The organism is Lentimicrobium saccharophilum, assembly GCF_001192835.1.
GTDB classification, from domain to species: domain Bacteria; phylum Bacteroidota; class Bacteroidia; order Bacteroidales; family Lentimicrobiaceae; genus Lentimicrobium; species Lentimicrobium saccharophilum.
This window is the reverse complement of the sequence record NZ_DF968183.1, coordinates 1,299,462-1,320,974: the sequence shown is the minus strand read 5'-3', so window position 1 is coordinate 1,320,974 and position 21,513 is coordinate 1,299,462. Positions and strand designations below refer to the sequence as shown.

23 protein-coding genes are annotated in these 21,513 nt (G+C 47.6%); 5 read left to right on the top strand and 18 right to left on the bottom strand.

Going from position 1 to position 21,513, the window contains the following annotated elements:
- Nucleotides 1-84: 84 nt before the first annotated feature.
- The 3 genes from TBC1_RS17190 to nirK form a co-directional block, all read right to left on the bottom strand.
- Complete coding sequence (locus TBC1_RS17190; protein ID WP_172668931.1) at nucleotides 85-699, bottom strand: SCO family protein; 615 nt, start codon at nucleotides 697-699, stop codon at nucleotides 85-87.
- 87 nt (nucleotides 700-786) lie between these two features.
- Nucleotides 787-1,575 carry a formylglycine-generating enzyme family protein gene (locus TBC1_RS17185; protein ID WP_201781710.1) on the bottom strand — a complete coding sequence of 263 codons (789 nt, stop codon included), beginning with the start codon at nucleotides 1,573-1,575 and terminating at the stop codon, nucleotides 787-789.
- Complete coding sequence (gene nirK / locus TBC1_RS17180; RefSeq protein WP_062045467.1) at nucleotides 1,576-3,024, bottom strand: copper-containing nitrite reductase; 1,449 nt, start codon at nucleotides 3,022-3,024, stop codon at nucleotides 1,576-1,578.
- A 205-nt stretch (nucleotides 3,025-3,229) separates the two neighbouring features.
- Between nirK and TBC1_RS17175 the strand changes: the two genes are divergently transcribed.
- Nucleotides 3,230-4,234: a fatty acid desaturase gene (locus tag TBC1_RS17175; RefSeq protein WP_062045695.1), complete on the top strand. Its 1,005-nt coding sequence runs from the start codon at nucleotides 3,230-3,232 to the stop codon at nucleotides 4,232-4,234.
- Nucleotides 4,235-4,279: 45 nt separating this feature from the next.
- Here the strand turns inward: TBC1_RS17175 and TBC1_RS17170 are convergent, their stop codons facing one another.
- The 3 genes from TBC1_RS17170 to TBC1_RS17160 form a co-directional block, all read right to left on the bottom strand.
- Nucleotides 4,280-5,119: a CvfB family protein gene (locus TBC1_RS17170; RefSeq protein WP_062045465.1), complete on the bottom strand. Its 840-nt coding sequence runs from the start codon at nucleotides 5,117-5,119 to the stop codon at nucleotides 4,280-4,282.
- A 68-nt stretch (nucleotides 5,120-5,187) separates the two neighbouring features.
- Nucleotides 5,188-6,081, bottom strand: coding sequence for a hypothetical protein (locus tag TBC1_RS17165; protein WP_062045463.1), 894 nt, complete (start codon nucleotides 6,079-6,081; stop codon nucleotides 5,188-5,190).
- Nucleotides 6,078-6,707 carry a DUF5034 domain-containing protein gene (locus TBC1_RS17160; RefSeq protein WP_137305844.1) on the bottom strand — a complete coding sequence of 210 codons (630 nt, stop codon included), beginning with the start codon at nucleotides 6,705-6,707 and terminating at the stop codon, nucleotides 6,078-6,080. Before TBC1_RS17160 ends, TBC1_RS17165 begins: the two co-directional genes overlap by 4 nt.
- A 329-nt stretch (nucleotides 6,708-7,036) precedes the next feature.
- On the opposite strand from TBC1_RS17160, the gene TBC1_RS17155 reads away from it, so the two are divergent.
- Nucleotides 7,037-7,714 (top strand): hypothetical protein, encoded by a 678-nt coding sequence (locus tag TBC1_RS17155; protein WP_062045459.1) that lies wholly within the window; start codon nucleotides 7,037-7,039, stop codon nucleotides 7,712-7,714.
- 6 nt (nucleotides 7,715-7,720) lie between these two features.
- Here TBC1_RS17155 and radA read toward each other — a convergent pair whose 3' ends face one another.
- The 6 genes from radA to TBC1_RS17125 form a co-directional block, all read right to left on the bottom strand.
- Complete coding sequence (radA, locus tag TBC1_RS17150) at nucleotides 7,721-9,085, bottom strand: DNA repair protein RadA (protein WP_062045456.1); 1,365 nt, start codon at nucleotides 9,083-9,085, stop codon at nucleotides 7,721-7,723.
- 138 nt (nucleotides 9,086-9,223) lie between these two features.
- Nucleotides 9,224-9,718 (bottom strand): D-glycero-beta-D-manno-heptose 1-phosphate adenylyltransferase, encoded by a 495-nt coding sequence (rfaE2, locus tag TBC1_RS17145; protein ID WP_062045454.1) that lies wholly within the window; start codon nucleotides 9,716-9,718, stop codon nucleotides 9,224-9,226.
- Nucleotides 9,672-10,724 (bottom strand): lysylphosphatidylglycerol synthase transmembrane domain-containing protein, encoded by a 1,053-nt coding sequence (locus TBC1_RS17140; protein WP_062045452.1) that lies wholly within the window; start codon nucleotides 10,722-10,724, stop codon nucleotides 9,672-9,674. Before TBC1_RS17140 ends, rfaE2 begins: the two co-directional genes overlap by 47 nt.
- Nucleotides 10,725-10,730: 6 nt before the next feature.
- Entirely contained in the window at nucleotides 10,731-11,078 is a 348-nt protein-coding gene (gene panD / locus TBC1_RS17135; RefSeq protein ID WP_062045450.1) for an aspartate 1-decarboxylase, read from the bottom strand.
- 16 nt (nucleotides 11,079-11,094) lie between these two features.
- Nucleotides 11,095-11,934: a pantoate--beta-alanine ligase gene (gene panC / locus TBC1_RS17130; RefSeq protein ID WP_062045448.1), complete on the bottom strand. Its 840-nt coding sequence runs from the start codon at nucleotides 11,932-11,934 to the stop codon at nucleotides 11,095-11,097.
- A gap of 24 nt (nucleotides 11,935-11,958) precedes the next feature.
- Nucleotides 11,959-12,486 carry a thioredoxin family protein gene (locus TBC1_RS17125; RefSeq protein ID WP_062045447.1) on the bottom strand — a complete coding sequence of 176 codons (528 nt, stop codon included), beginning with the start codon at nucleotides 12,484-12,486 and terminating at the stop codon, nucleotides 11,959-11,961.
- Nucleotides 12,487-12,977: 491 nt separating this feature from the next.
- Here TBC1_RS17125 and TBC1_RS17115 point away from each other — a divergent pair, with 491 nt between their 5' ends.
- The 3 genes from TBC1_RS17115 to TBC1_RS17105 all read left to right on the top strand — a co-directional run bounded on the left by TBC1_RS17115 (nucleotide 12,978) and on the right by TBC1_RS17105 (nucleotide 15,904).
- Nucleotides 12,978-13,490 carry a flavodoxin gene (locus tag TBC1_RS17115; protein ID WP_062045443.1) on the top strand — a complete coding sequence of 171 codons (513 nt, stop codon included), beginning with the start codon at nucleotides 12,978-12,980 and terminating at the stop codon, nucleotides 13,488-13,490.
- Between the two features lie 188 nt (nucleotides 13,491-13,678).
- Nucleotides 13,679-15,469 (top strand): M20/M25/M40 family metallo-hydrolase, encoded by a 1,791-nt coding sequence (locus TBC1_RS17110; protein WP_062045441.1) that lies wholly within the window; start codon nucleotides 13,679-13,681, stop codon nucleotides 15,467-15,469.
- Between the two features lie 36 nt (nucleotides 15,470-15,505).
- A complete protein-coding gene (locus TBC1_RS17105; protein ID WP_062045439.1) occupies nucleotides 15,506-15,904 on the top strand; it encodes a GtrA family protein in 399 nt (132 codons plus the stop codon).
- Nucleotides 15,905-15,907: 3 nt separating this feature from the next.
- On the opposite strand, the gene TBC1_RS17100 is transcribed toward TBC1_RS17105, so the two are convergent.
- The 6 genes from TBC1_RS17100 to TBC1_RS17670 all read right to left on the bottom strand — a co-directional run bounded on the left by TBC1_RS17100 (nucleotide 15,908) and on the right by TBC1_RS17670 (nucleotide 21,468).
- A complete protein-coding gene (locus TBC1_RS17100; protein WP_062045437.1) occupies nucleotides 15,908-16,774 on the bottom strand; it encodes a ChaN family lipoprotein in 867 nt (288 codons plus the stop codon).
- A gap of 142 nt (nucleotides 16,775-16,916) precedes the next feature.
- Complete coding sequence (gene cdd / locus TBC1_RS17095) at nucleotides 16,917-17,411, bottom strand: cytidine deaminase (RefSeq protein WP_062045435.1); 495 nt, start codon at nucleotides 17,409-17,411, stop codon at nucleotides 16,917-16,919.
- Between the two features lie 62 nt (nucleotides 17,412-17,473).
- Nucleotides 17,474-19,123, bottom strand: a complete 1,650-nt coding sequence (locus TBC1_RS17090) for an O-antigen ligase family protein (protein ID WP_172668930.1) — start codon at nucleotides 19,121-19,123, stop codon at nucleotides 17,474-17,476.
- Between the two features lie 44 nt (nucleotides 19,124-19,167).
- Nucleotides 19,168-20,847, bottom strand: a complete 1,680-nt coding sequence (locus tag TBC1_RS17085) for a S41 family peptidase (protein ID WP_062045431.1) — start codon at nucleotides 20,845-20,847, stop codon at nucleotides 19,168-19,170.
- A 23-nt stretch (nucleotides 20,848-20,870) separates the two neighbouring features.
- Nucleotides 20,871-21,092 carry a membrane protein insertion efficiency factor YidD gene (gene yidD, locus TBC1_RS17080; RefSeq protein WP_062045429.1) on the bottom strand — a complete coding sequence of 74 codons (222 nt, stop codon included), beginning with the start codon at nucleotides 21,090-21,092 and terminating at the stop codon, nucleotides 20,871-20,873.
- A complete protein-coding gene (locus TBC1_RS17670) occupies nucleotides 21,073-21,468 on the bottom strand; it encodes a ribonuclease P protein component (protein ID WP_082189687.1) in 396 nt (131 codons plus the stop codon). The genes yidD and TBC1_RS17670 overlap by 20 nt, the downstream gene beginning before the upstream one ends.
- Nucleotides 21,469-21,513: the final 45 nt, after the last annotated feature.

Here is a 21,513-nt window from a genome sequence, read left to right as displayed (position 1 = left end):
GGAAGTTGTTAAATTGTTATTGATTCGAAAGGTAAAGTATTGATTGTCAATATATAAAAGCGGAATAGTTGTTCCCTGATTTTTTTAAAGTAATTGTCTGATCTGTTTCAGACATTCACCCGGATCAATATTCAGCCCCTGCTGCTGAAAAGACAATTCCCCATCCCGGTTTAGTATATGTATGATATTTGAATGGTCAAAGCCTCCGTCATCCAGGGGCTTGATCCTGACCCCCAATACCTGGGCAATCTCCATGGTAGCAGCCTTGTCAGCACGAATCATTTCCCAGGTGTCTTTCAGGCGGTGGTCAGCGGCAAATTGCCGCATCCTTTCCGGAGTGTCCCTTTCAGGATCCATACTGATCAGCAGAAACTGAACCTGTTTCCGCTCTTTTTTGACCAGGGCCGATTCTATGTTTTTCATGTCAGCAACAATGCGCGGACAGGCCGATGGACAATGCGTAAAGATCATTGCTGCCACAGTAACTTTGCCGCCTAAATCAGAGAGGACCATACTGGAATTGTTATATGTTTCCCAGGATGATTCAAGCAGAAAGATGGATTGATCTGAAATTACTGTTTTTGCGCTATTTCCGGATTCAGTAGTTTTACAGCAGCTGCCCGTTTCTGATTTCCGGCTGCAGGCTGGGGTGATGGCAATGATCACTACAAGGGATGCAAGAGGCAAAAGTTTTTTCATGATTCCCGGGGTTTTTTGAAAGTTGATTTTCATCTGAATTTGTGGAATTCATCTATGTAAATAATATGGTTTATGATAAATGCCTGCTTACCTGGCAACATCTTTCGCGCACCTGAAGCCGAGGCTTTGCACCGTGTTACTGGCTTTGAGGCTTGAGCGCATGGCGTACCTCAGAAAGGCGGCATAATTTCCGGTATCGCCCGATTGCAGGGAACCCCCTCCGCAGAAGAGGGTATTGTCGAGACTTGCATTCCCCCTTGATTCTCCTGTAGATAAGGCGCTGTTAAAGTCCCAGGTCCATTCCCAGGTTACCCCGATCAGATCCCATACACCGTAATAATTCTTCAGCGTGGTGCCGGCTTCGGGCAATTGTGCAGGAGATGGTTTTGAAACGAGTTCAAGGATCAGAGCATAAAAACCGGCTTCATTCCTGCCGTCCGGTCTGGTTCTTCCGGCCTCCGCAGCCCTTTCCCATTCGGCGGTGGTCGGCAGCCGCTTCCCCATGCATTCACAGTATTTCCGTGCGGCAAACCAGGAAACATTCACCACGGCACTGCCGGCGATGCCGGGTGCAAAAGTGCCTTCATCTTTCCAGTGCCTGAGGTATCCCGCATCCGCGAAAAGCCGCTTCACATTTTTCTTGCTCCATTGCGGATTGTCTTCGATAAACCGCCTGAAATCTGCATTGGTTACAGGCAGCCGGTCGATCATAAAAGCAGGGACCTTTTTGGTTTTGTTACCGGAATAAAGCGGGAGGTAACTTCCCGCCGGTATCATTGCCATGGTTTGATCCTCCTGAGCCGATGCCGGAGTGTGAAGCAACTGTGTCATCAGCAGCAACGCAGGTACACGCAGACAGAAGATGCTTTTTTTCATTTATCTGCGTGCTTTTTTTACCTGATCCGCGGTTACCCTCACGTCGGAACCATTCATGGTACTGTAAACAAAATTCAGTACTGCCGCTGTTTCTGCATCGGTAAGGGCCTGGCGCGGCATCACGCTGTTGTACTTCACCCCGTTTACGGTGATTTCACCCGATAATCCGTTTACCACCGCTCCGATCGCCTTTTCAGGGCTTTTCGCGATAAAATCACTGCCGGCTACAGGCGGAAACACCCCCGATACCCCTTTGCCATCGGCAAGGTGACAGGCGGCGCAATTCACCTGGTAAAGTTTCTCGCCGAGCGCCAGCTGTTGCTCCGGACTTATTTCAACTGCCTCCGGAGATTTGCGGACCTGCTTTACTGCTTCCGCAGCCGGCTGGTAGATGCCCGGCTCACTTTTGCCTGAATAGATTTGCTTGTTTTCCTCCCCATCAACAGCCAGGATGCCCAGCGCCCCTTTGTTAAAGGCTCTGAAGATGGAATGATCCACCAGAATGAAGTTACCCGGGATTTCAACCTTAAACTCGGTAATGGCAGATCCTCCGGCCGGCACAAGGGTGGTCTGTATGTCATGGTTTTTCAGTGCGCCACCTTCCATATAGACATTGTCAAAAACTTCCCCGATTACATGGAAACTTGAAACCAGGTTGGGCCCGCCATTTCCGACGAACAAACGTACCGTTTCCCCCGCCCTGGCTTTCAGTACATTGTCCCCGGTAAGGGCGCCTACCTTGCCGTTAAAGACCACATAATCAGCCTGCTCTTTAATCGCCTTGTTCATATCGAACGCCTGCAGGCCCGACTCGCCATAACTGCCTTCGGTGTAAAAATCACCCTGCATTACGTAAAACTCTTTGTCTACCTTCGGAAGTCCCTCTTTCGGTTCCACGAGTATCAGGCCGTACATGCCGTTGGCTATGTGCATGCCCACCGGGGCGGTGGCGCAGTGATATACAAACAGGCCTGGATTAAGTGCCGTGAAATTAAAGGTGGCTTCGTATCCCGGGGCAACAAAGGTGGCTTCGGCTCCGCCGCCCTGTCCGGTTACCGCATGTAAATCAATGTTGTGGGGCAGTTTGTTGTCGGGGTGGTTTTTCAGGTGAAATTCTACAAAATCTCCCTCCCTGATACGGATAAACGAACCCGGTACGGTTCCGCCAAAAGTCCAGAACATATAACTTACCCCGTCGGCAATCTCCATCTCCTGTTCGATGATTTCCAGATCTACAATCACCTTGCTTGCGTGGTCGCGTTTAATGGGGGGAGGCACAAACGGAGGCGGCGTCAGCACTGCCCGCTCCTCACCTTTGATCTCCGTAAGATTATACTCCCTTCCGATATGCGCCTCATCGTTTGAGCTGTCAGCATTTTGACAGGCGCTGAGCAGCATAACATGCGTTATAAAACCAATTGCGATAAAGGGCAGGCTGTTTTTTTTCATAGCTCGTCGGTTTTTGAGTCAATAGTAAAACAGTAAATAAGTAAATAAGTTCTCTAATACTTAAATTATTTTATGAATTTAATATTCTTGCAGACAGTAAGGTGTATTCATCAATCTGAAAGGGAGTTGTTTCATCCGATTGTAATGATATTCTGCTGTTTTGTTCATGGGAGCCGGTTTTTTATGTATCTTTAAGAAAAAAAAGATGGCACCAAAATCATCGGTCCCTGGATCGGATAAATCTCTGATAAAGCTGACCGCAGCATACAAAACACCTTCAGTGGGTATGAGTATCTGGCAGTTAATCAATACATTGGTTCCATATATTGGCTTGTGGTTTCTGATGGTATTTCTGATTGACAGATCATGGTGGCTTGTCCTGCCTGTATCAATTCTTGCTGCCGGTTTTACTGTCAGGTTGTTTATTATTTTTCATGATTGCGGGCATGGCGCTTTTTTCAGATCAAAGAAAGCGGCTGACATCACCGGAATCGTGCTGGGCATCCTCACATTTACACCCTACTACCGCTGGCATCATGCACATCTTATTCACCATCGTACGGCAGGGAATCTGGATAAACGGGGTGTGGGGGATGTATGGACGCTGACAGTGGATGAATTCCGGAATCTGTCGCCCCGGAAAAGGATGTTTTACCGGATATACCGGAATCCTTTAATAATGTTTGGCCTCGGAGCGGCTTTGGTGTTTCTGGTTATGAACCGGTTTACAAGGAAGGGTTTCGGCCGGAAAGAAAGGATCAGTGTTTATGTTACTAATCTGGGAATTGCTGTTCTTGCTGCAGGGATCAGCCTGCTGATCGGTTTTGAGAATTACCTGCTGATTCAGTTGCCTGTGATATATTTTGCCTCAACGGCGGGTGTTTTCCTTTTCTATGTGCAGCACCAGTTTTCAGGTGTACACTGGTATCGCGACCAGGACTGGGATTACAGCACGGTGGCCATCTCCGGGGCATCCTATCTGAAGTTTCCTAAAATTCTGCAATGGTTTTCCGGAAATATCGGGTTTCATCATATTCACCACCTCAGCTCGAAAATCCCGAATTATAAGCTGGAGAAATGCCAGCGTGAAAATAAGGAATTCAGTCAGGTTGTCCCCGTTAATTTCAGGGAGAGCATGAAGTCCTTAAGCCTCCGGTTGTGGGATGAAGACAGGCAGAAACTGGTATCTTACAGGCAGGCATTGGTATAGTGATACTTTACAGTCAGGCTGAAAACCTGGTTCAGGTAGAGGAGTTTATTTCTTTCCGGTTAGTTCAATGCCGTTTTCTGTCAGCTTGATTATCTTCTGTTTGTAAAGTGCGCCCACCGATTTTTTGAAATTCTTTTTACTCATTCCGCATACTGAGTATATCTCCTCAGCCGGGCTTTTGTCGTTCAGGTTCAGATATCCGTTGTTTGTCTTCAGCAGCCCGAGGATGCGCTCCGAGAGTTCATCGATTTTTTCATACCCTGGTTTTTGCAGGCAAAGGTCGATCTTGCCGTCATCCCGCACTTTGGTCACATACCCCCTGATTTTCTGGCCGCGCTCCAGTTCTTCAAATACCTCGCTGGCATAGAGCATGCCCTCGTGCCTGTTGTTGATGATGGCCATGTAACCGATCTCGGAGGTACGCCACAACAGCAGATCTACTTCTTCATTCGGGCGATAGGAGGGGGCCTCTTTGCTTAAGAAACGTTCCACCCTGGATGAACCGGCAATGCGGCCGGTCTGAGGATCGGCAAATAAATAAACAATATACGATTTTCCGGCAACCATTTTTACCGATTGTTCCCTGTACGGCACCAGCAGGTCTTTTTCGAGCCCCCAATCGAGGAAGGCACCTACCTCATTTACAGCCTTCGCCCTTAGAAATGCAAATTCACCAACCTGTGCCAGGGGTTTGATGGTCGTCGCGATCAGGCGGTCTTCAGAATCGAAATAAACAAAAACCTCAAGATCGTCGTTGGGTTTGCAGCCCTCGGGCACCCACTTCATCGGCAGGAGTATTTCTCCGGATTCGCCACCGTCGAGGTAAACGCCGAAATCTACAATTCTTGAAATGCTGAGGGTGTTGAATTTTCCGGGAACGGCCATGGGAATGCTTATTTGCAGGTTGGGTAAATACCGTCTGCAAAGGTAGTATTTTATCGGGCCGCACACCTTCAGAATCTGAACACGATGCCCGCGCTCACTTCCGTGACGGTGAACGGCTTGCTGCCGGGTTTGATTTCATCGGTTACCCTGTTGTCGGCGGTCCAGGTAAGGATGCTTCGCTTGTAAGGAATGGTGCGCATCCCGAAGAGCACCTGGGCTGAAGCCTGCAATCCCACCGAAAGCCCCGGTTTGTCGGTAAGCATCAGCGTGGCATGGAGTGCCGAAACGGATGACAGGGCAGGTTTGAACAGGGTTTCATACCTGATTTCGCGGCGGAAATTGCCTCCTTCCTTTTTCTGCATGATCAGCTGGTTGAATGGCAAAAATGTACTGATTCTCAATCCGGTGCCGGCCTTAAGGCTTAATTTGTTTTTTTTGTAATTAAGAAAAGGAATTAATTCAAGTCCGGGGTCGTAGAGGATTTGTTGCCGGTAATTCACATTCAGGTCTGCTATCAGGCCGGTATCCCTCAGCAGGTGGTATTCGTTGAATTCGTTCAGGTAAACGGGATAGGCCGAGATGCCTGCTGACAGTCCCCAGGCGGCGTTGCTGCCGGTTTTCCCGATTATGCGGGATGCGCTGATGTTCATCTGGCTGAACCTCATATCGCTCATCATCCCCAAATCTGCTGAAAATACCCATTTTTCGGATGGTGACAAGGAGAAGCCAACATGCACAACACCGGTACAGCCGGTATCGGTCTTGTAATCCAGATAGTTCAGAAAGTCTATGTTGTCGCCCTGATGTTGTATGCTGCGGTAAGTCTCCCGGCATGCGTAGTGCAGGTAAATTTCCATTTGCTCCCGCCTGGCTGATTGGGCTGAGGCTTGCGATGCTCCATTGGCTATCCATAGCAGAATCAGCAGCAGGGCAGGGGGGATGTTCAGGCCGTGACGGTTCATGGGCGGATGGTGATCAGGGCGGTGGTATCGGTAAGGGTGCTTCCATCGGACAAGGTAAAACGCATGGCAAAGCGGGCATTGGCTGATTGTACTTCAGGCTTCAGGAAAAGTCCGAAGGATTCGATGCCGCTGTCGAGATAGATTTTGTTTTCTGTCTGGCTGCAGAGCATTTCCGGGGTAATGTATACCCCGTCACCGGCGTAATTGCCCCTTAGACTGGCGGCGAACAACCCGCTGACTTCGGTGCCGGCAGCTATCTGGTCAGAAATGGGGAAAAGTGTGGTAATGCTGATATTTGTCAGGTGCGCCCTTGCCTGCAAAGGATAGGCGCAGTCGCAGCTCATGGCTGTTGCACGGTTGAATCCGGCACCGGATTTTGCAGGGAGGGCTGCATAATACCAGTATCCGGTGGAATCATACAACGAAACCTCGAAGGCTACCGCTGCAGCACACATGGTGTCGGAAGTTGAACTTTGCGGAAAAATTCCTGAATTATCAAGGTTTGTAATTCCGGTTTTGTTAAGACTGAAATATGTTACGGGACCGTCGCAGTCGCAGCATCCGGGAATAATTCTGATCAGGTTGAAAATCAACAGAATAAATAAGACTTTACGTATGATTTTCATCGACTTTGCGGGAAAAATCTGATTGAAATATTTTCTGTCAGCACAACCGTGCTGCATCTGCATGCGAATATACACCGGATTATCTTTTCCTGCAATGAATTCAGGATTTAGGCATCAGTAATGTAATATTTTGAATAATAATGATTTATATTAGATTTTGTTTAATAACGATCAGGGTATAAAACATAAACATTGCAGATGTGTTGATATTTTTATTACTTTCGGTCGTGTAGAAAATAATTCTTCTCCGGGCGGTAGTTTTTGTAAATATCAGTCCTTTCCGTCCGGATTGGGTCAGGCCTTTCGTTAATCCTTAAAAGCAAGTTCCTATGAAAAGAATCCGTCTGTTAGCCATGTTACTTCTTTTTGCCGGTTTTTCCGGTCTCTCAGTAGCCCAGGAATTCACCAATTATATTTCCTGCAAGGTGGACGGGAAAGAATACAAAGCGGAAGCCCGTCGCTTGAAGATTCCGGTGAGGGGCTTCGAATATCTTGCCATTGCCTCATTCCAGGTGAGCCCGGATGTGCAGGTGTGGATCAGGTTGTATTATTTTTCCGACAGTCTGAAGCCCGGCACTTATCAGATTTTTGACGAGAATGACCTGGAGTCTGAATCAAAGAAGAAGGCCGATATGGCCAGGGTTTGGGCGTTGGTTGATTATACGGAGGAAACCAAAGGTTTGGGACATGCTTTTCATGACGGAGAATCATTATCAGGCACCGTAACCATTGAAAAGATTACCCCGTCTTCGGTAGAAGGCTCCTTTGAAGCCACATTGCGTGGTGTTTATTACAAGAAACGTGCGGTGGCAACCATGACAGGCTCCGGGATCAAAGCAAACCTCGAGAGAAAGGCGTTCACAAAGGCAGGGGCCGGAATGCTGGTCAATGCCGGACCTCACGATCATGACAATACCAGGAAATCGGACGAAACGGATACCATCGTTCTGAGTGAGGGCCGGTTCTTTGTTGACTGGAGCAAACCGGAAAAAGAGGAGCAGGAATAATTGACCTTAGCCGAAGAGCAACCTGAAAACCTCTTCCACTTTACCTACGGGTTGGATTTTTATTTTTTTTGCCTGGCTCTTGGCCGCTATCAGGTTAAGTTTTGAAATTACAATGGTTTCGAAGCCGAGTTTTCCGGCTTCCGAAACCCTCTGTTCCACGCGGGTCACGGGCCTGATTTCGCCCGAAAGCCCTACTTCGGCAGCGAAGCACGTTTTCGGGCTGACGGGAATGTCAATACTTGACGAAAGAACGGCGCTGACCACTGCCAGGTCTGTCGCCGGGTCATCAACCCTAAGGCCGCCGGCAATATTGAGGAATACATCCTTTGCACCCAGCTTGAACCCGCTTCGTTTTTCAAGCACGGCCAGCAGCATGTTGAGCCTGCGGGTGTCGAAACCCGTGCAGGAACGCTGCGGCGTACCATAAGCTGCCGTGCTCACCAGTGCCTGCGTTTCGATCAGCATAGGGCGCAAACCTTCGATGGTGGCCGCCACGGTTGTACCACTCACGGGTTCCTCGTGCTGCGTTATCAGGATTTCTGAAGGATTTGAAACTTCCCTGAGCCCATCACCCTGCATTTCATAGATTCCCAGCTCCGACGTGCTGCCGAAACGGTTCTTTACAGACCTCAGGATGCGATACCCGTAATTGCGGTCGCCCTCGAACTGCAGGACGGTGTCCACCATGTGCTCCAGCAGTTTAGGCCCCGCCAGGGATCCCTCTTTGGTAATATGTCCGATCAGAAAAACCGGTACGTTCGCGGTTTTTGCAAAGCGCTGAAGTTCCGATGCCGTTTCACGGATCTGTGAAATGCTTCCTGCTGAGGCATCAATACTTTCACTGGTGAGGGTCTGTATAGAGTCTATAATGACCGCTCCCGGATTCAGGCCTGCAATATGATTCAGGATGGCGGTTGTTGAGGTTTCCGTGAGGATATAACAGTCGTTTTTGCCCATACCCAGGCGTTCTGCCCTCATCCTGATCTGCTGCTCACTTTCTTCGCCTGAAACATAGAGCACCCTTGTGCCGGGCATGGTCAACGCCACCTGCAGCATCAGGGTCGATTTTCCTATCCCGGGCTCGCCCCCGACCAATATCACGCTTCCCTGCACCAGGCCGCCGCCGAGAACCCGGTTCAGTTCCTGGTTATGCGTGTCTATCCTGCTTTCGCTGCTGAACTCAATCCCGGTGATCAGGGTGGGTACAGCCGTTTTACGGGATGAGGCCTGAACGGAAGTGCCGGGCTCCAGGCGCTGGATAACCTCCTCGATATAGGTGTTCCACTCACCGCACGAAGGGCATTTGCCAATCCATTTGGGTGACTGGGCACCGCAGTTGCGGCAGAAAAAAGCAGTTCGTGTTTTGGCCATGGGATTTTATCGTTTATTATTATCATTCACTATATCTGCCTGTCCACAATTGAGATTTTGGCGAATAAATGTGTCGGAGAGAATCAGGAGCAGGATAGCCGGCCGTTTTTATTGAATCCGCAAAGGGAACAATTTGCATTATTCCCTTTCCCTGATTCTCTTTTCGATCAGGCTGGTTGAGTAACCGGGCAGGTATTCAAGCGTCACCACGCTCCCGCCCTTTGATTTCACGATGTCATATCCTACGATATCTTCTGCACGGTAATCGGCACCTTTGACCAGGATATCCGGCTGTATGGTTCTGATCAGGTCGTAAGGGGTGTCTTCATCAAACAACACCACGGCATCCACAAAACTGAACGATGCCATTATCATGGCCCTGGCATTTTCATCGTTGATGGGTCGGTGAGGCCCTTTCAGCCTGCGGGTGGAGGCATCGGTGTTCAGGCCGATAATGAGTTTGTTGCCCAATGCTGCTGCCTTTGCCAGGTAGTCAATGTGACCCAGGTGAATGATGTCAAAACAACCGTTGGTGAATACAATCTTCTGGTCCCTGAAACGCCAGTAAGCGAGCATGCGGTCCAGATCAGGTTGTCTCAGTATTTTTTGTTGGATGACTTCCGGTTTTGTCATTCATGCTTTTGTTTAGAACTGGAAGTAAAATTAAAGAAAAAACCCCCGCAATAATAATCATGATGGTTTGTGAGGCCCATATCAGCCATCCCATCGCATAACCCCTGGTTTCAGGAATATTCCATAAAAACAGCGTTTCTGCAACAATGGCCGGGTAAATACCTATACCTCCCTGTACAATCATGATTCCGATGGATCCGAATACCAGTACCGTTAAACCTGCATCAAGCCCCAGCCCGTAAGTTTCCTCCAGGCTGAAAAAAACCACCCAGGCCATCAGCAGATACAGAACCCAAATTGCAATGGTGTAAACAAGAAAAATCAAAGGCTTCCTGATCCTTGTCAATGACCGCATTCCTTCCAGCAGTCCTGAGAAAAGGTTGTATATTTTCTTATAAAAAGCGGTATGCCTGAAGTTTCTGTATATTATGAAGGCTGCGAGCAATCCGGCAAACAAGAAAATAAGGACCATCCAGGTAATGTAACTGCCACCTGAAAAGTCAAAATTAAATTTATCCTGAAGGGGTGAGTAAATTTTTTGCTCAATATATGTATGAATTTTACCCGTCTGGGTGATGATCAATAATAAGAACAGCAGTAAAAAACTGAGCATATCGATCACCCGTTCGGTAATCACTGTACCAAACGATTTATTAAAGGGTATTTTTTCATAACGGGTGAGTATGCCACAGCGGCTCACTTCTCCGAGCCTTGGGAGGGCCAGGTTGGCAAGGTAGCCAATCATAACAGCCATGAACACGTTGCTGGTTTTCGGGTAGTAACCCATGGGCTCCATCAGGATTTTCCATCTCAGGGTTCTGAAAATATGGCTGAAGATGCCCAGCACAAAAGCGAGTATAATCCAGGAATAATTAACCTGCCGGAATGATTCAAAAATTTCCTTTTTCTGATCCGGGCTCAGGTTTCTCATGAAAAGCCAGATAAAGAAAACCCCGATGCTCAGGAAAAACGTGAAACGGAGGATATTTCGGAGGTTTTTTTTCAAGGCGGCTTAAACGAGGCGGTTTTTGCTGTCGGGGAACACGATGGCCGGTTTGAAATGCCTGGCTTCTTCGGGGGTCATCTGGGCGAAGGCGGCTATGATGATCAGGTCGCCGGCGACGGCTTTACGCGCGGCAGCGCCGTTGAGCGAGATCATTCCGCTTCCCCTTTCCCCTTTGATAACATAAGTTTCGAGCCTTTCACCGTTGTTGATGTTCAATACCTGAACCTTTTCAAATTCAACAAGGTTGGCTGCTTCCATAAGGTCCTCGTCGATGCCGATACTTCCGATATAGTGGAGGTTGGCTTCGGTGATGGTAGCCCTGTGGATTTTGGATTTTAAAATCTCTATGGTCATAGCGGTGCAAAAGTACTCAAATTAATCGAATGTTGTCAATCAGCCTTATCTCGCCTGCAAACACAGCGATAAAAGCACGGTCGCCCGGTGCAATTTTCCCGCTCACCGGCTGAAGGCTTTCACCGTTGGCAATCGAGAAATATTCCAGCCTCAGCAGGGGATGGCTTTCAAATTTGTAGTTAACAAATTTTATAATTTCTTCCGCGGTATGATTACCGGCAAGATTTTTCGCTTCTTCCAGTATCAGGTGGATATAAGGTGCAGCTTTCCGCATTTCGGCCGTGAGCCTTTCATTACGCGAACTGCGGGCCAGTCCGTCATTTTCCCGGCTGATGGGGCAGGGGACAATTTCAATTCCGGGATGCTCCATTGCGGCGAGTTCTTTGATGATCTGCAGCTGCTGATAATCTTTTTCCCCGAAATAGGCACGATGAGGTAGGGCGATGTTGAACAGCTTGTCGACAACCACGGCAACACCGTTAAAATGTCCGGGCCTGAAGGCGCCTTCCATTACCAGGGCGAGGGGACCGAAATCAAACTGCTTTTCCTTTTCACCTGTATACATTTCCGACACTTCAGGTGCAAAAACGGCGGTACATCCTTCCGGTTCCAGAAGTCTCAGGTCCTTTTCCAGGTTTCTGGGGTATTTTTTAAGGTCTTCCGGATTGTTGAACTGTATCGGATTTACAAAGATGCTCACCAGCACGGCATCATTTTCTGAGGCGGCTTTTCGCACGAGAGACAGATGCCCTTCATGCAGGGCTCCCATGGTCGGGACAAAGCCGATTTTCAGCCCCTGTTCCCTCAATGATCCGGCGAAATCGCGGGTTTCCCGGATTGTGTTAAAAAGTTTCATCTTAATGTTTAGTAGCGACCTGAATCAATTGCGTGGGGCAGCAGCCCTGCCATTGAGGATGTTCATAAAATCACGCTCAAGCGATTCAACCGGAGTTTCAATGATCCGGCCGATCTCTTCGCCCTCCCTTGTGAAAATAAAGGTTGGAACAAGCCGAATGTCGTAATCGCCTATGCAGAAGTCCTTTGCTTTTTTATCCCTGTCAACTGCAACCATGTAAATTCTGTCGGCAGGATATTCAAGCTGGTCAAGAATCTTTATAAAACGTGGCACCTGCTCCCGGCTGTCGCTGCACCAGGTGCCGAGGGCAATAAATACCCAGGGATAATCCCCGCTGTGAAATTTAAGGTGCGCTACAACCATGGTATCCGGTTGATATTGGTTGTATTCACTGTTAAACCATTCGCCCATCCCGGCAAGGCCATCGCGGGTAACGGTTCCGACAAGGATTTCCCTGCCCGATTTTTCATCGTTTACCCGATGGTTTTCCTGTGCACTAAGGTTGAACACGATAAACAGCAATGCTGAGATTAGGGTTAGCGATTTTCTCATCCTGAATGATTTATACAATTAACAAATTTTCCGGCAATTGGTTGGCTGCAAAAGAAGCACAAAATTAGAAAAGGTTTTGATATGTATCAAAACCTTTTGCGGAAGTTGCTTCTGCTTATGACGAATGTTCAGGGAATCTCCGGGATATCCCGGTTTCATCATGCTGCCGGACCCGGGGATATTGGCAACCTGTTTTCTGAAAATCTGCCGGGCTGCTGATTTTGATATGAAAAAGACTTTTTCTGTTGTTGTTATCAATGTGCCTGATTATAAACTACCTGCAATGATTGAACAAATTTTTGTTTCAGAGGTTTAAAACATGCTAACTATCTGAGCAGGGACTAGTTGTACAATTAACACTAATTCAATGTGCTGGATGTCAAATAGATGCAAAGCAAATGGTTCTTATGCTCAGATTTGCATTAATGATTGTTCACAATTATATTTGCGCCCGCTAATAAGTTTCCTTCTTAACGACAAGGAGTGATCACATGGGAAAAATTGGAATTTTTTACGGGGGAAGCCCCAAAGGGAGTACGCATAAAGCTGCCCAGTATATTGGAAAAAACTTTGGTAAAGGTCAGGTTGAATACCACAATGTGAGTTCAGCTACTCGTGAAGACCTTGAAAAGTATGATTATCTGATCCTGGGAACTTCAGCCTGGGGCATCGGAGAGATGCATCAGGACTGGGAACGTTTCATTGATGTACTGGTGGAAGCGAAAATTGAAGATAAAAAGATTGCAATTTTCGGCCTCGGCGATCAGGTAGAGTACCCTGAAAGTTTTGTGGATGGAATGGGAACCGTCTTTTGCCGTTTGCCGTTCAAGGAAAACGTGGTCGGTTACTGGCCTACCAAGGGATATTCCTATTATTTCTCGACAGCCGAAAAAGATGGCAAATTTGTTGGCCTTGCCCTTGACGAAGACAGTCAGCCTGAACTTACCGAGGAGCGGATATCCAAATGGGTCAGCCAGCTTCGCGAGGAGTTTCAACTCAATTAATCTGAAGAAATAGAGATCCGGGATTGCTTCACAACAGCAATTCTTGCTTCCCGTATTTAAATAGAGAGATAGCCGGGGACTTCCCGGCTTTTCTTCATTTTGATATGTGGTTAAGTTCCTCCGGTAATCCTTGCCGGTTTTTTTTTACTTTTGCATACTTTGCTTTTTAACCTTTGAATTGAATTGGAATGAGATACTTTGCTTCTGTTTATATTACATTATTGCTGCTGACCGGGGGCTTTCGCCTTTCAGCGCAGGAGGCTGCCGGTTCATCCGAAAGGCTGCAGAAACACATTGAATATCTTGCCTCTGAGCAACTTGCCGGTCGTAAAGCCGGAACCCCGGGTGATTCTATGGCTGCAGCATATATCAGGGATCAGTTCAGGGCTGCAGGTGCAACGCTGATGCTGCATGAAGGATACCAGTATTTCAGTCTGGTAGCTGATGTAAAGGCTGGTGAAAAAAACTCCTTTACAGCCGGAGGCAGAATATTCACGTCTGAAAAGGATTTTCAGCCGTTTTCTTTTTCCGCTTCTGCCGGCGCTGTGGCACCCCTGGTTTTTGCCGGGTTTGGGATTGCAGGAGAAAGCGGGGAATTGAAATGGGATGATTTTTCCGGCATCGATGTCCGCGATAAATGGGTAATGGCCCTTAGGGGAGATCCGGAGCCTGATAATCCGAACAGCGCCTTTATTCCCCTTGCTACCGACAGGGCAAAAGCCCTGAGCGCCCGCGATCGTGGCGCAGCCGGTCTCCTGCTGGTTTCTCCTTCATCCATCGAACGTTCGGATCGTACCATTGATATCGCATTCGATAAATCGGTGTCTGATGCCGGGATTCCCGTAGTCAGCATCACCCGCAATCTGGCAGCCTTCCTGCTCGGTTTGCCCGGTTCAGCCGTTGATTCTCTCGAGAAGTCTATGCTTACCGGACGTAAAAGTATCAATTTTGCCGGGAACCTTGAAGTTTCAGTAACTACGGAAGTGATTCGCAGCAAGGTGACAAGCCGTAATGTAGTTGCTGTGATCCCCGGGAGCGACCCTCTGTTGAAAGATGAATTTATCGTCATTGGCGCCCATTATGATCACCTGGGTATGGGTGGCCCTGGATCGGGTTCACGGATGATCGACACCACGGCAGTGCATGCAGGGGCCGACGACAATGCCTCAGGGGTAGCATCCCTGATTGAACTGGCCTGCTGGTTCGGGCAGCAGGGGATCAATCGCGGGAGAAGTATAGTTTTTGTTGCTTTTGGTGCCGAAGAAATGGGGTTGCTTGGTTCCCGCCATTTCGTATCAGATCCGCCTTTCAGCCTGAAATCTGTGAAGGCAATGATCAATATGGATATGGTCGGACGGTTAAAGACCGATGAACCTGTTGTTACTATTGCCGGAACCGGCACATTTACCGTGGCTGATTCATTGCTGAATATAGTTGCATCAGGCAGGCCTTTTGAGGTAAAACGTTCCCCCGACGGCTATGGCCCTTCGGATCATGCCGCTTTTTACGGGGAAGGAATCCCTGTTTTGTTCGTTTCTACCGGTGCGCACGCCGATTATCATACACCCTACGATCTTCCTGAACGCATCAATGCTGCCGGACAGCAGCAGGTGACAGATTTTATCGCTTCCCTGATAAAAGAACTCTCAAGGCTGACCCCGGCACCTGTATTCAGTGAATCCGGCTCGCGCCAGCAGGCCGGACATTATGGCCGTAATCTTAAGGTTACCCTGGGCATTATGCCGGATGTGTCGGGTGCCGAAACCAGCGGCGGTATGAAGGTGGAAAGTGTCAGGAAAGACGGGCCGGCGGCCCTTTCCGGAATGGTTAAGGGAGACATCATCGTAGCCATCAACGGATTGCCGGTGGCCAATGTATATGATTACATGGGCCGTATGGGTAAACTGAATCCCGGTGACAGGGTGAATATTGAAGTCATCAGAAACGGAAACCGCGAAATCCTGATCGTGCAGCTGTGATCCAAATTGAAAGGTTGAAGCAATAGTTGTCTTGTTATGGTTGATATTTTTACACAGGAAGTAGCCTACAAGTTTGTTAAATTCGGTGCTGTTGGTTTTTCCGGTGTTTTCGTCGATTTCGGATTTACATACATCTGTAAAGAATGGCTTAAAATCCAGAAGTATGTTTCCAATGCGATTGGATTTACCATCGCAGCCAGCAGCAATTATTACCTCAACCGTATCTGGACATTTCACAGCAACAACCCGGAAATTGCCGTTGAATACGGCCGGTTTCTGCTGATTTCCCTGATAGGGTTGCTGATAAATACATTGGTGCTTTGGGCCCTGGTATCAAAGGCAAAATTTAATTTCTATTTTGCCAAGCTCCTGGCCATCGGCGTGGTCACCGTCTGGAATTTTGTGGTTAACCTTAATTATACCTTTGTGGCCTGATCATTAATGGGTTTTGGTCATTGTTTCAGGAATCACCAGCGTAAAATCCGCTTTTCCTGAGTTTGCTACTTCGAGACTGTCGACTGAAGCCTGTTCCGCACTTTTTATAGTAAGAATTTTAAGGTCCGGGTTCTGATTTTTCAGGTACCACATAATGCCTTCATAATTGTCGGAATGATAAGTCCCGTGAAAGTGTAAAAACAGCTTTCCTTTTGTGAAATTTTTCAGGATAAAGTGCGCCATGGTGGCATCTTTGATTGCCTGGGCCTTTGGCAGGTTCTCATTGACGTGCCCGCCGGCTCCGCCCATCATTTCAATCATTCCTTTATAGCCTGGTAATTCAGGGTCATAGGCCGGTGGCAAAGGGGCAATATATTGCAGTGCTTCCGGGCTTAAAGCCGATAATCCTTCAAATCCTTCACGGTTTACCAGCGAAGCATAGCGGCGCGGTATATTGGTCGCGATAAACGGAATCCCGTTATCCCTGGCATAAACCAGTAAAGGTTTATAGTCGGTCTTGTAATTTGGCCACAACCTTGCTTCGGACTCAAAATTTCTGTCGTTAACCTTTTTTGAGAGGTATTCATTGATGATCAATGCATTGTCTGCCTCGAACATCTCAGCTCCCAGCATCAGTTTATCCCCGTGCTGTTCGTAAAGGGCCCTGGTCAGCTCAAGTTGCAGCCAATGGCAAACAGGATTGTTGTGCAGTTCTCCGAAAAGCACAATATCGGCATCTGAAGCTGCTTTTACCAATTTGCCGAATTCTACGGATTTCCCTTTTGCATTGTATAATTTATAGGCAGGGAGGTCGCTTCGCATGGCGGAGAGCGTGATAAACAGGGTCAGAATGTAAAGTGTTCTTCTCATGGTCTCATTTATTAATTCAGTGTTGTGATTTGTACATCGCGGCCTGATGGCAGGAAGCAGAGCCGTTAATAATCATTGCCCTGAAATACCGGACGTTTTTAAGTCTTTCGGATGTAGGTGCACCCAGGGATAACAACAGCACTTATTTGCTCTTCTTCAGGTTGTTGGCCGTAAAGGTCATCGGAAGCAGATTATTCAACCCATCTACAGTGACCGTTTTGCCCGTTTCGCCGGAAAATATTACCCGGATCTCTTTTCCCTGTCTGTGCTCATACTCTGCCAGTACCTGCCGGCAGGCTCCGCAAGGGGAAACCGGTTCTATGATTTCATGCGTATCGGTATCAATGGTGACGGCAATTGCTTCAATAACTGATGAGGGAAATTGGGCAGAAGCGGCAAAAAGCGCAACCCTTTCCGCGCACAAACCTGACGGGTAGGCCGCATTTTCCTGATTATTTCCTGTGATGATCTCGCCGTTAGCCATCCGGATGGCTGCTCCCACCCTGAACCTTGAGTATGGGGCATAAGCATTCAGGGCCGCCTGACGTGCTTTCCCCAACAGGACTTTGTCAGCATTTTCAAGATCACCCGCATCATCTGATAATCTGAAGCGCAGGGTAATTTTCTTTTCTTCCATAACAGGGAGGCATTTCAGCTGCTAATTTAAGTATTTTATTTTATTATCATCAGATAACTGAATCAGTCCGACCGGTCATCGATATTCCGGCGACGTCCGAAAAGCAGCAGGGCGTTGAAAAAGGCAAAGAAAGTCGCTCCTGCCTGCGTTTCCAGGGTGTCTTCCGTGAGCATGGACATGAAAATAATGATAAAGAATACCACATAGTAATAGTCACTGAATTTGCCGAGCTTGAAGGCAGGGTAAATCAGGGTGAAAAGAAACCATGCAAGGCCGAAAACGCCGAATGCAATAAAAATTGCAAGAAACTGATTGTGTGATCGCTTTCTGTAATCCTCCTGAAGTTTGGATCCCGTTTCATTATATGCTTTATAAAAGGCATCGTTAAGGTCACCGGTTCCGACTCCTGTAAGCCAGTGCTTTTTCACAATATGGATTGAAGTTTTCCAATATTCGAAACGCTGCATAACCGAGGAAGCATTGGGGTCGCCATGTCTGATATAATTGGAATAACCCATGGCTATCTGCTCAAATCTCGATTTCAGATTGAAGTTTTCAAGGTAATCGGCGTTGGCTACCCCGTTTTCTATATGCCTTATTTCAGCATCGGTGAGTTTCCTGACCCCCCGTGCGTCTTTCCGGTAGCCTTTGGAGTGGAGGAAACGTATCAGGGTGTAATTCAATTCATGACCTTTTTTATCAACTCCGTCATAACTGAGTTTACTGCGCTTGTTCCATTCATGTCTCAATTCGGTGGGGCAGAGGAAAAGCCCGACAAATTGGCCGTTTTCAATTCCATATGTACAGGTGTCATGGATATAGGGTGTACCGAATTCGGTATACTTGTCAAGGGTGGAAAAATCCACCGGGCTGGCGCTGGTAAAATCCTTAACAAAGGATCTGAAATAATAAACGGAAGCCACGGTTAAAATTATACCCGCTACAGCCACAGAAAGCCTCAGGAGTTGTCCTCTCACGGTAAAAATGTAATACCCCAGGAATATAAGTGTCAGTAAACCGGTAATGAATATGCCTGTGATGGATTCCAGGATAAAGAGAAACAGCAGGAACCATAGGATTCCGGCCGCGATAATGAACCTGGATAACTTATGGTTGTATTTTTTGTGAATGAGGAAGTAGATCAGTATGAAAATGGCAAAGCAAATGGTCAGGCTGAACCGGATATGTGAAATAAAAATACTCAGATCCCTGGGGTCGCTCACATTTTTTGTCAGCAGCACGTAAGTACTTGCGAGTGTTCCGGTAAAAACGGCAAGGGTAAAGAAAATCATAAGTTTCCGAAACCTTCCGGCTGAAATCCCGGGAGATGTGGCCAGGATTACAGGTATACTCAGCAGCGGAAGTTTAATCCGGAGGTCCTTCAGGGCGTAATTCAGATCAGAGGAGTACAGGGTGCCGGCAACATGCAGAAGATACAGTGATACCACAACCATGGCAGCCGGATTGTTGAACAACATCCTGAACTTACCCGACAGGCTTATCAGGATATTCCTGATGCTGAAAAGCATCCGCTGCATCTTTCCATTACTACCGTAACACCCTGCGGCATAAGTCCCGCTTCCCTGGAAAATCCATATTCCAAGGAGGATAAACTGCGAAATACTCATGCCGAATTCAGAAAGGGGGATGGAAATGGCAAGCAACACCAATGTATAGAACATCAACGATGATGCATCGGTGTTGATCTTCATGGTGATCTTTGATAAACCAGCCATTTTTCCGGTGCCTCTCCGATTTATGATTTGGATTTGGATGTGATGTCTGTGCCGCTTAAAATGGTTTTGTATGTCTGCTGATTACCAATCACTTCAATGGCCTTCTTGATTTCCGTGTCTTCCGTGACTGCAGCTTCAACCCGCCCTTTCTGGGCATAGTACCTGGATACAATTTCGTTGCGCAGCAATGATTTGATTTCATCCCTGAACTTATCGAGATCGGCCTGCTTATTATGCATCATTTTCGACTGCAGCATTTCAAACTCGTTTTTCAGTTCATCGAAATATTTCTCTGATTCAGCCGTTTTTTTCAGTTCACTCAGCATTTTTTCACTGCGTGTGGTATAATCGTAGTCCTTGTCCTGAAGCCAGCCGACAAAATCAGTGTAGATTTCATCGGTGATGGTAAAATCACCGGCCGGGAGGATGGTGGTATGCTCCCGCCTGAACTTATTGGCGTAATCAAAAATCAGGTACCGGCTGATCAGGCTCATGGAGATATTGCTCAGCATCGGTTGCTCGGTAAGGATATCGGGAATGATGCCACCACCGTCATAAACCAGTCTTCCCGACCTGGTTTTAAAGGTATTGATCAGCGAATCGGGTATTTTTGCCGAGCGGCCTGTGCTGTCTTTATGGCCGTAGTCTATAGCCTGAATGCATCGGCCGCTGGGGATATAATATTTTGCCACTGTTACCTTCATCTGGGTATTATAACTCAGGGGGATGATGTTCTGCACCAACCCTTTTCCGAAAGTCCGTTCTCCGATGATCACGGCCCTGTCGAGGTCCTGAAGCGCGCCGGCAACAATCTCTGAGGCAGAAGCGCTGTATGCGTTTACCAGCACTACCAGAGGCATTTCGGTATCAACGGGCTGAATAAAAGTCTTGTAGGACTTATTCCTGTCGGGTGACTTGCCTTTTGTACTTACTACCAGTTCTCCCTTTTTTACAAAAAGATTGGTAATGTTTACTGCTTCGTTCATCAGCCCGCCTCCATTGTCGCGCAGATCAATGATGAGCCCTTTCATGTTCCCGCCTTCCTTCAGCTTAAGAAAGGCTTCCTTAAATTCTTTACCGGAGTTCTGGGTAAAACCGCTTAACTTGATGTATCCTGTTCCATCGCTGAGCATCATTGAGTGCGTTACATTGGGAATGGACACGTTTTCACGGATAATCTCTTTTTCGAGCGGGGATTTTTCTCCGTCGCGGTCAACAAGAACCTTGAGTTTAGTGCCGGGCTGGCCCTTGAGCACACTGCTGACATCACTCACCGATTTGCCCCTAGTATCTTTATCGTTGACTTTAAGGATGCGGTCGCCGTGTAAAAGTCCGGCCTTCATGGCCGGAGATCCTTCGTATGGTTCCGAAATCACGATGAAATCGCCCTGTTTGTGAATCAGGGCGCCGATGCCGCCATACTGGCCTGTGGTCATGAAATTGAAATCTTCAATTTCTGCTTCTGAAATAAATACGGTATAAGGATCCAGTTTATCCAGGATGGCATCAATCCCGGTCTTGATCAGTTCGCCATGGTTAAGTTCATCAACATAGTTGTTGTTGAGTTCTTTATACATGGTTGCGAAAATGTCAAGATTTTTCGATATCTCGAAGCTCGAAGAAGTTATCTGTGTCTGGGCTGTAAATGCCAGCAACAAGGACAATGTGATGCTGATCAGCGCTTTGTAAATCTGTATCATCTTTATCGGGTTAGAGAACTTTTTCATGGAACAGGATCATAGCCGCTTCCGCCCCACGGATTGCATGAAAGTATTCTTTTCAAAGTCAGCCAGCCGCCTTTCAGCGGTCCGTGTTTACGCAATGCTTCCACTCCGTATTGAGAGCATGTGGGTGTGTAACGGCACGATGGCGGAAGATAGGGTGAAATGGCCCCCTGGTATAACCGGATCATCCCAACCATTATATTAACCAGCAGCTTTTTCATGTTCTTGAATTAAACGCCGAAACAATTGAATTATTATCGGTTCCAGTTTGATGTACTGAGGAATTTCTTTGCCGGAAAATACCAGGCCGAGCGTGCACTTTTGATCACCAAGACCTTCCGACAATATCCATTTATTTTTCCGGTAACACTCCCTGATCATGCGCCTGATCCGGTTACGGGAAACCGCATGCCTGAAGTTGCGTTTTGGGACACTGATGATTACTTTAACGACCGGAGGCCCTTCCCAGGCTGCTGGTAGCCAGATGAGTTTAAGTGGATGCCTGAATAAAGTTTTGCCCTCACGAAAGAGCCTGTCTATTTCTGTTGCACTGCATAAACGCTCGTTTTTCCTAAATGTTTGCATAGCAACGGCCATTGCATGTTTGATGGCAGTAGGGAAGGCCCCGGGCAACAGGAGCTT

Coding starts and splice junctions, on each gene's coding strand:
- yidD (WP_062045429.1), bottom strand. CDS start 21,092: ATGAAAAAGCTGCTGGTTAATATAATGGTTGGGATGATCCGGTTATAC.
- TBC1_RS17670 (WP_082189687.1), bottom strand. CDS start 21,468: ATGGCCGTTGCTATGCAAACATTTAGGAAAAACGAGCGTTTATGCAGT.
- cdd (WP_062045435.1), bottom strand. CDS start 17,411: ATGGAAGAAAAGAAAATTACCCTGCGCTTCAGATTATCAGATGATGCG.
- panC (WP_062045448.1), bottom strand. CDS start 11,934: ATGAAACTTTTTAACACAATCCGGGAAACCCGCGATTTCGCCGGATCA.
- TBC1_RS17160 (WP_137305844.1), bottom strand. CDS start 6,707: ATGAAAATCATACGTAAAGTCTTATTTATTCTGTTGATTTTCAACCTG.
- TBC1_RS17085 (WP_062045431.1), bottom strand. CDS start 20,847: ATGATACAGATTTACAAAGCGCTGATCAGCATCACATTGTCCTTGTTG.
- TBC1_RS17110 (WP_062045441.1), top strand. CDS start 13,679: ATGAGATACTTTGCTTCTGTTTATATTACATTATTGCTGCTGACCGGG.
- TBC1_RS17170 (WP_062045465.1), bottom strand. CDS start 5,119: ATGGCCGTTCCCGGAAAATTCAACACCCTCAGCATTTCAAGAATTGTA.
- TBC1_RS17190 (WP_172668931.1), bottom strand. CDS start 699: ATGAAAAAACTTTTGCCTCTTGCATCCCTTGTAGTGATCATTGCCATC.
- panD (WP_062045450.1), bottom strand. CDS start 11,078: ATGACCATAGAGATTTTAAAATCCAAAATCCACAGGGCTACCATCACC.
- radA (WP_062045456.1), bottom strand. CDS start 9,085: ATGGCCAAAACACGAACTGCTTTTTTCTGCCGCAACTGCGGTGCCCAG.
- nirK (WP_062045467.1), bottom strand. CDS start 3,024: ATGAAAAAAAACAGCCTGCCCTTTATCGCAATTGGTTTTATAACGCAT.
- rfaE2 (WP_062045454.1), bottom strand. CDS start 9,718: ATGACAAAACCGGAAGTCATCCAACAAAAAATACTGAGACAACCTGAT.
- TBC1_RS17115 (WP_062045443.1), top strand. CDS start 12,978: ATGGGAAAAATTGGAATTTTTTACGGGGGAAGCCCCAAAGGGAGTACG.
- TBC1_RS17155 (WP_062045459.1), top strand. CDS start 7,037: ATGAAAAGAATCCGTCTGTTAGCCATGTTACTTCTTTTTGCCGGTTTT.
- TBC1_RS17175 (WP_062045695.1), top strand. CDS start 3,230: ATGGCACCAAAATCATCGGTCCCTGGATCGGATAAATCTCTGATAAAG.
- TBC1_RS17125 (WP_062045447.1), bottom strand. CDS start 12,486: ATGAGAAAATCGCTAACCCTAATCTCAGCATTGCTGTTTATCGTGTTC.
- TBC1_RS17185 (WP_201781710.1), bottom strand. CDS start 1,575: ATGAAAAAAAGCATCTTCTGTCTGCGTGTACCTGCGTTGCTGCTGATG.
- TBC1_RS17165 (WP_062045463.1), bottom strand. CDS start 6,081: ATGAACCGTCACGGCCTGAACATCCCCCCTGCCCTGCTGCTGATTCTG.
- TBC1_RS17105 (WP_062045439.1), top strand. CDS start 15,506: ATGGTTGATATTTTTACACAGGAAGTAGCCTACAAGTTTGTTAAATTC.
- TBC1_RS17090 (WP_172668930.1), bottom strand. CDS start 19,123: ATGAAGATCAACACCGATGCATCATCGTTGATGTTCTATACATTGGTG.
- TBC1_RS17100 (WP_062045437.1), bottom strand. CDS start 16,774: ATGAGAAGAACACTTTACATTCTGACCCTGTTTATCACGCTCTCCGCC.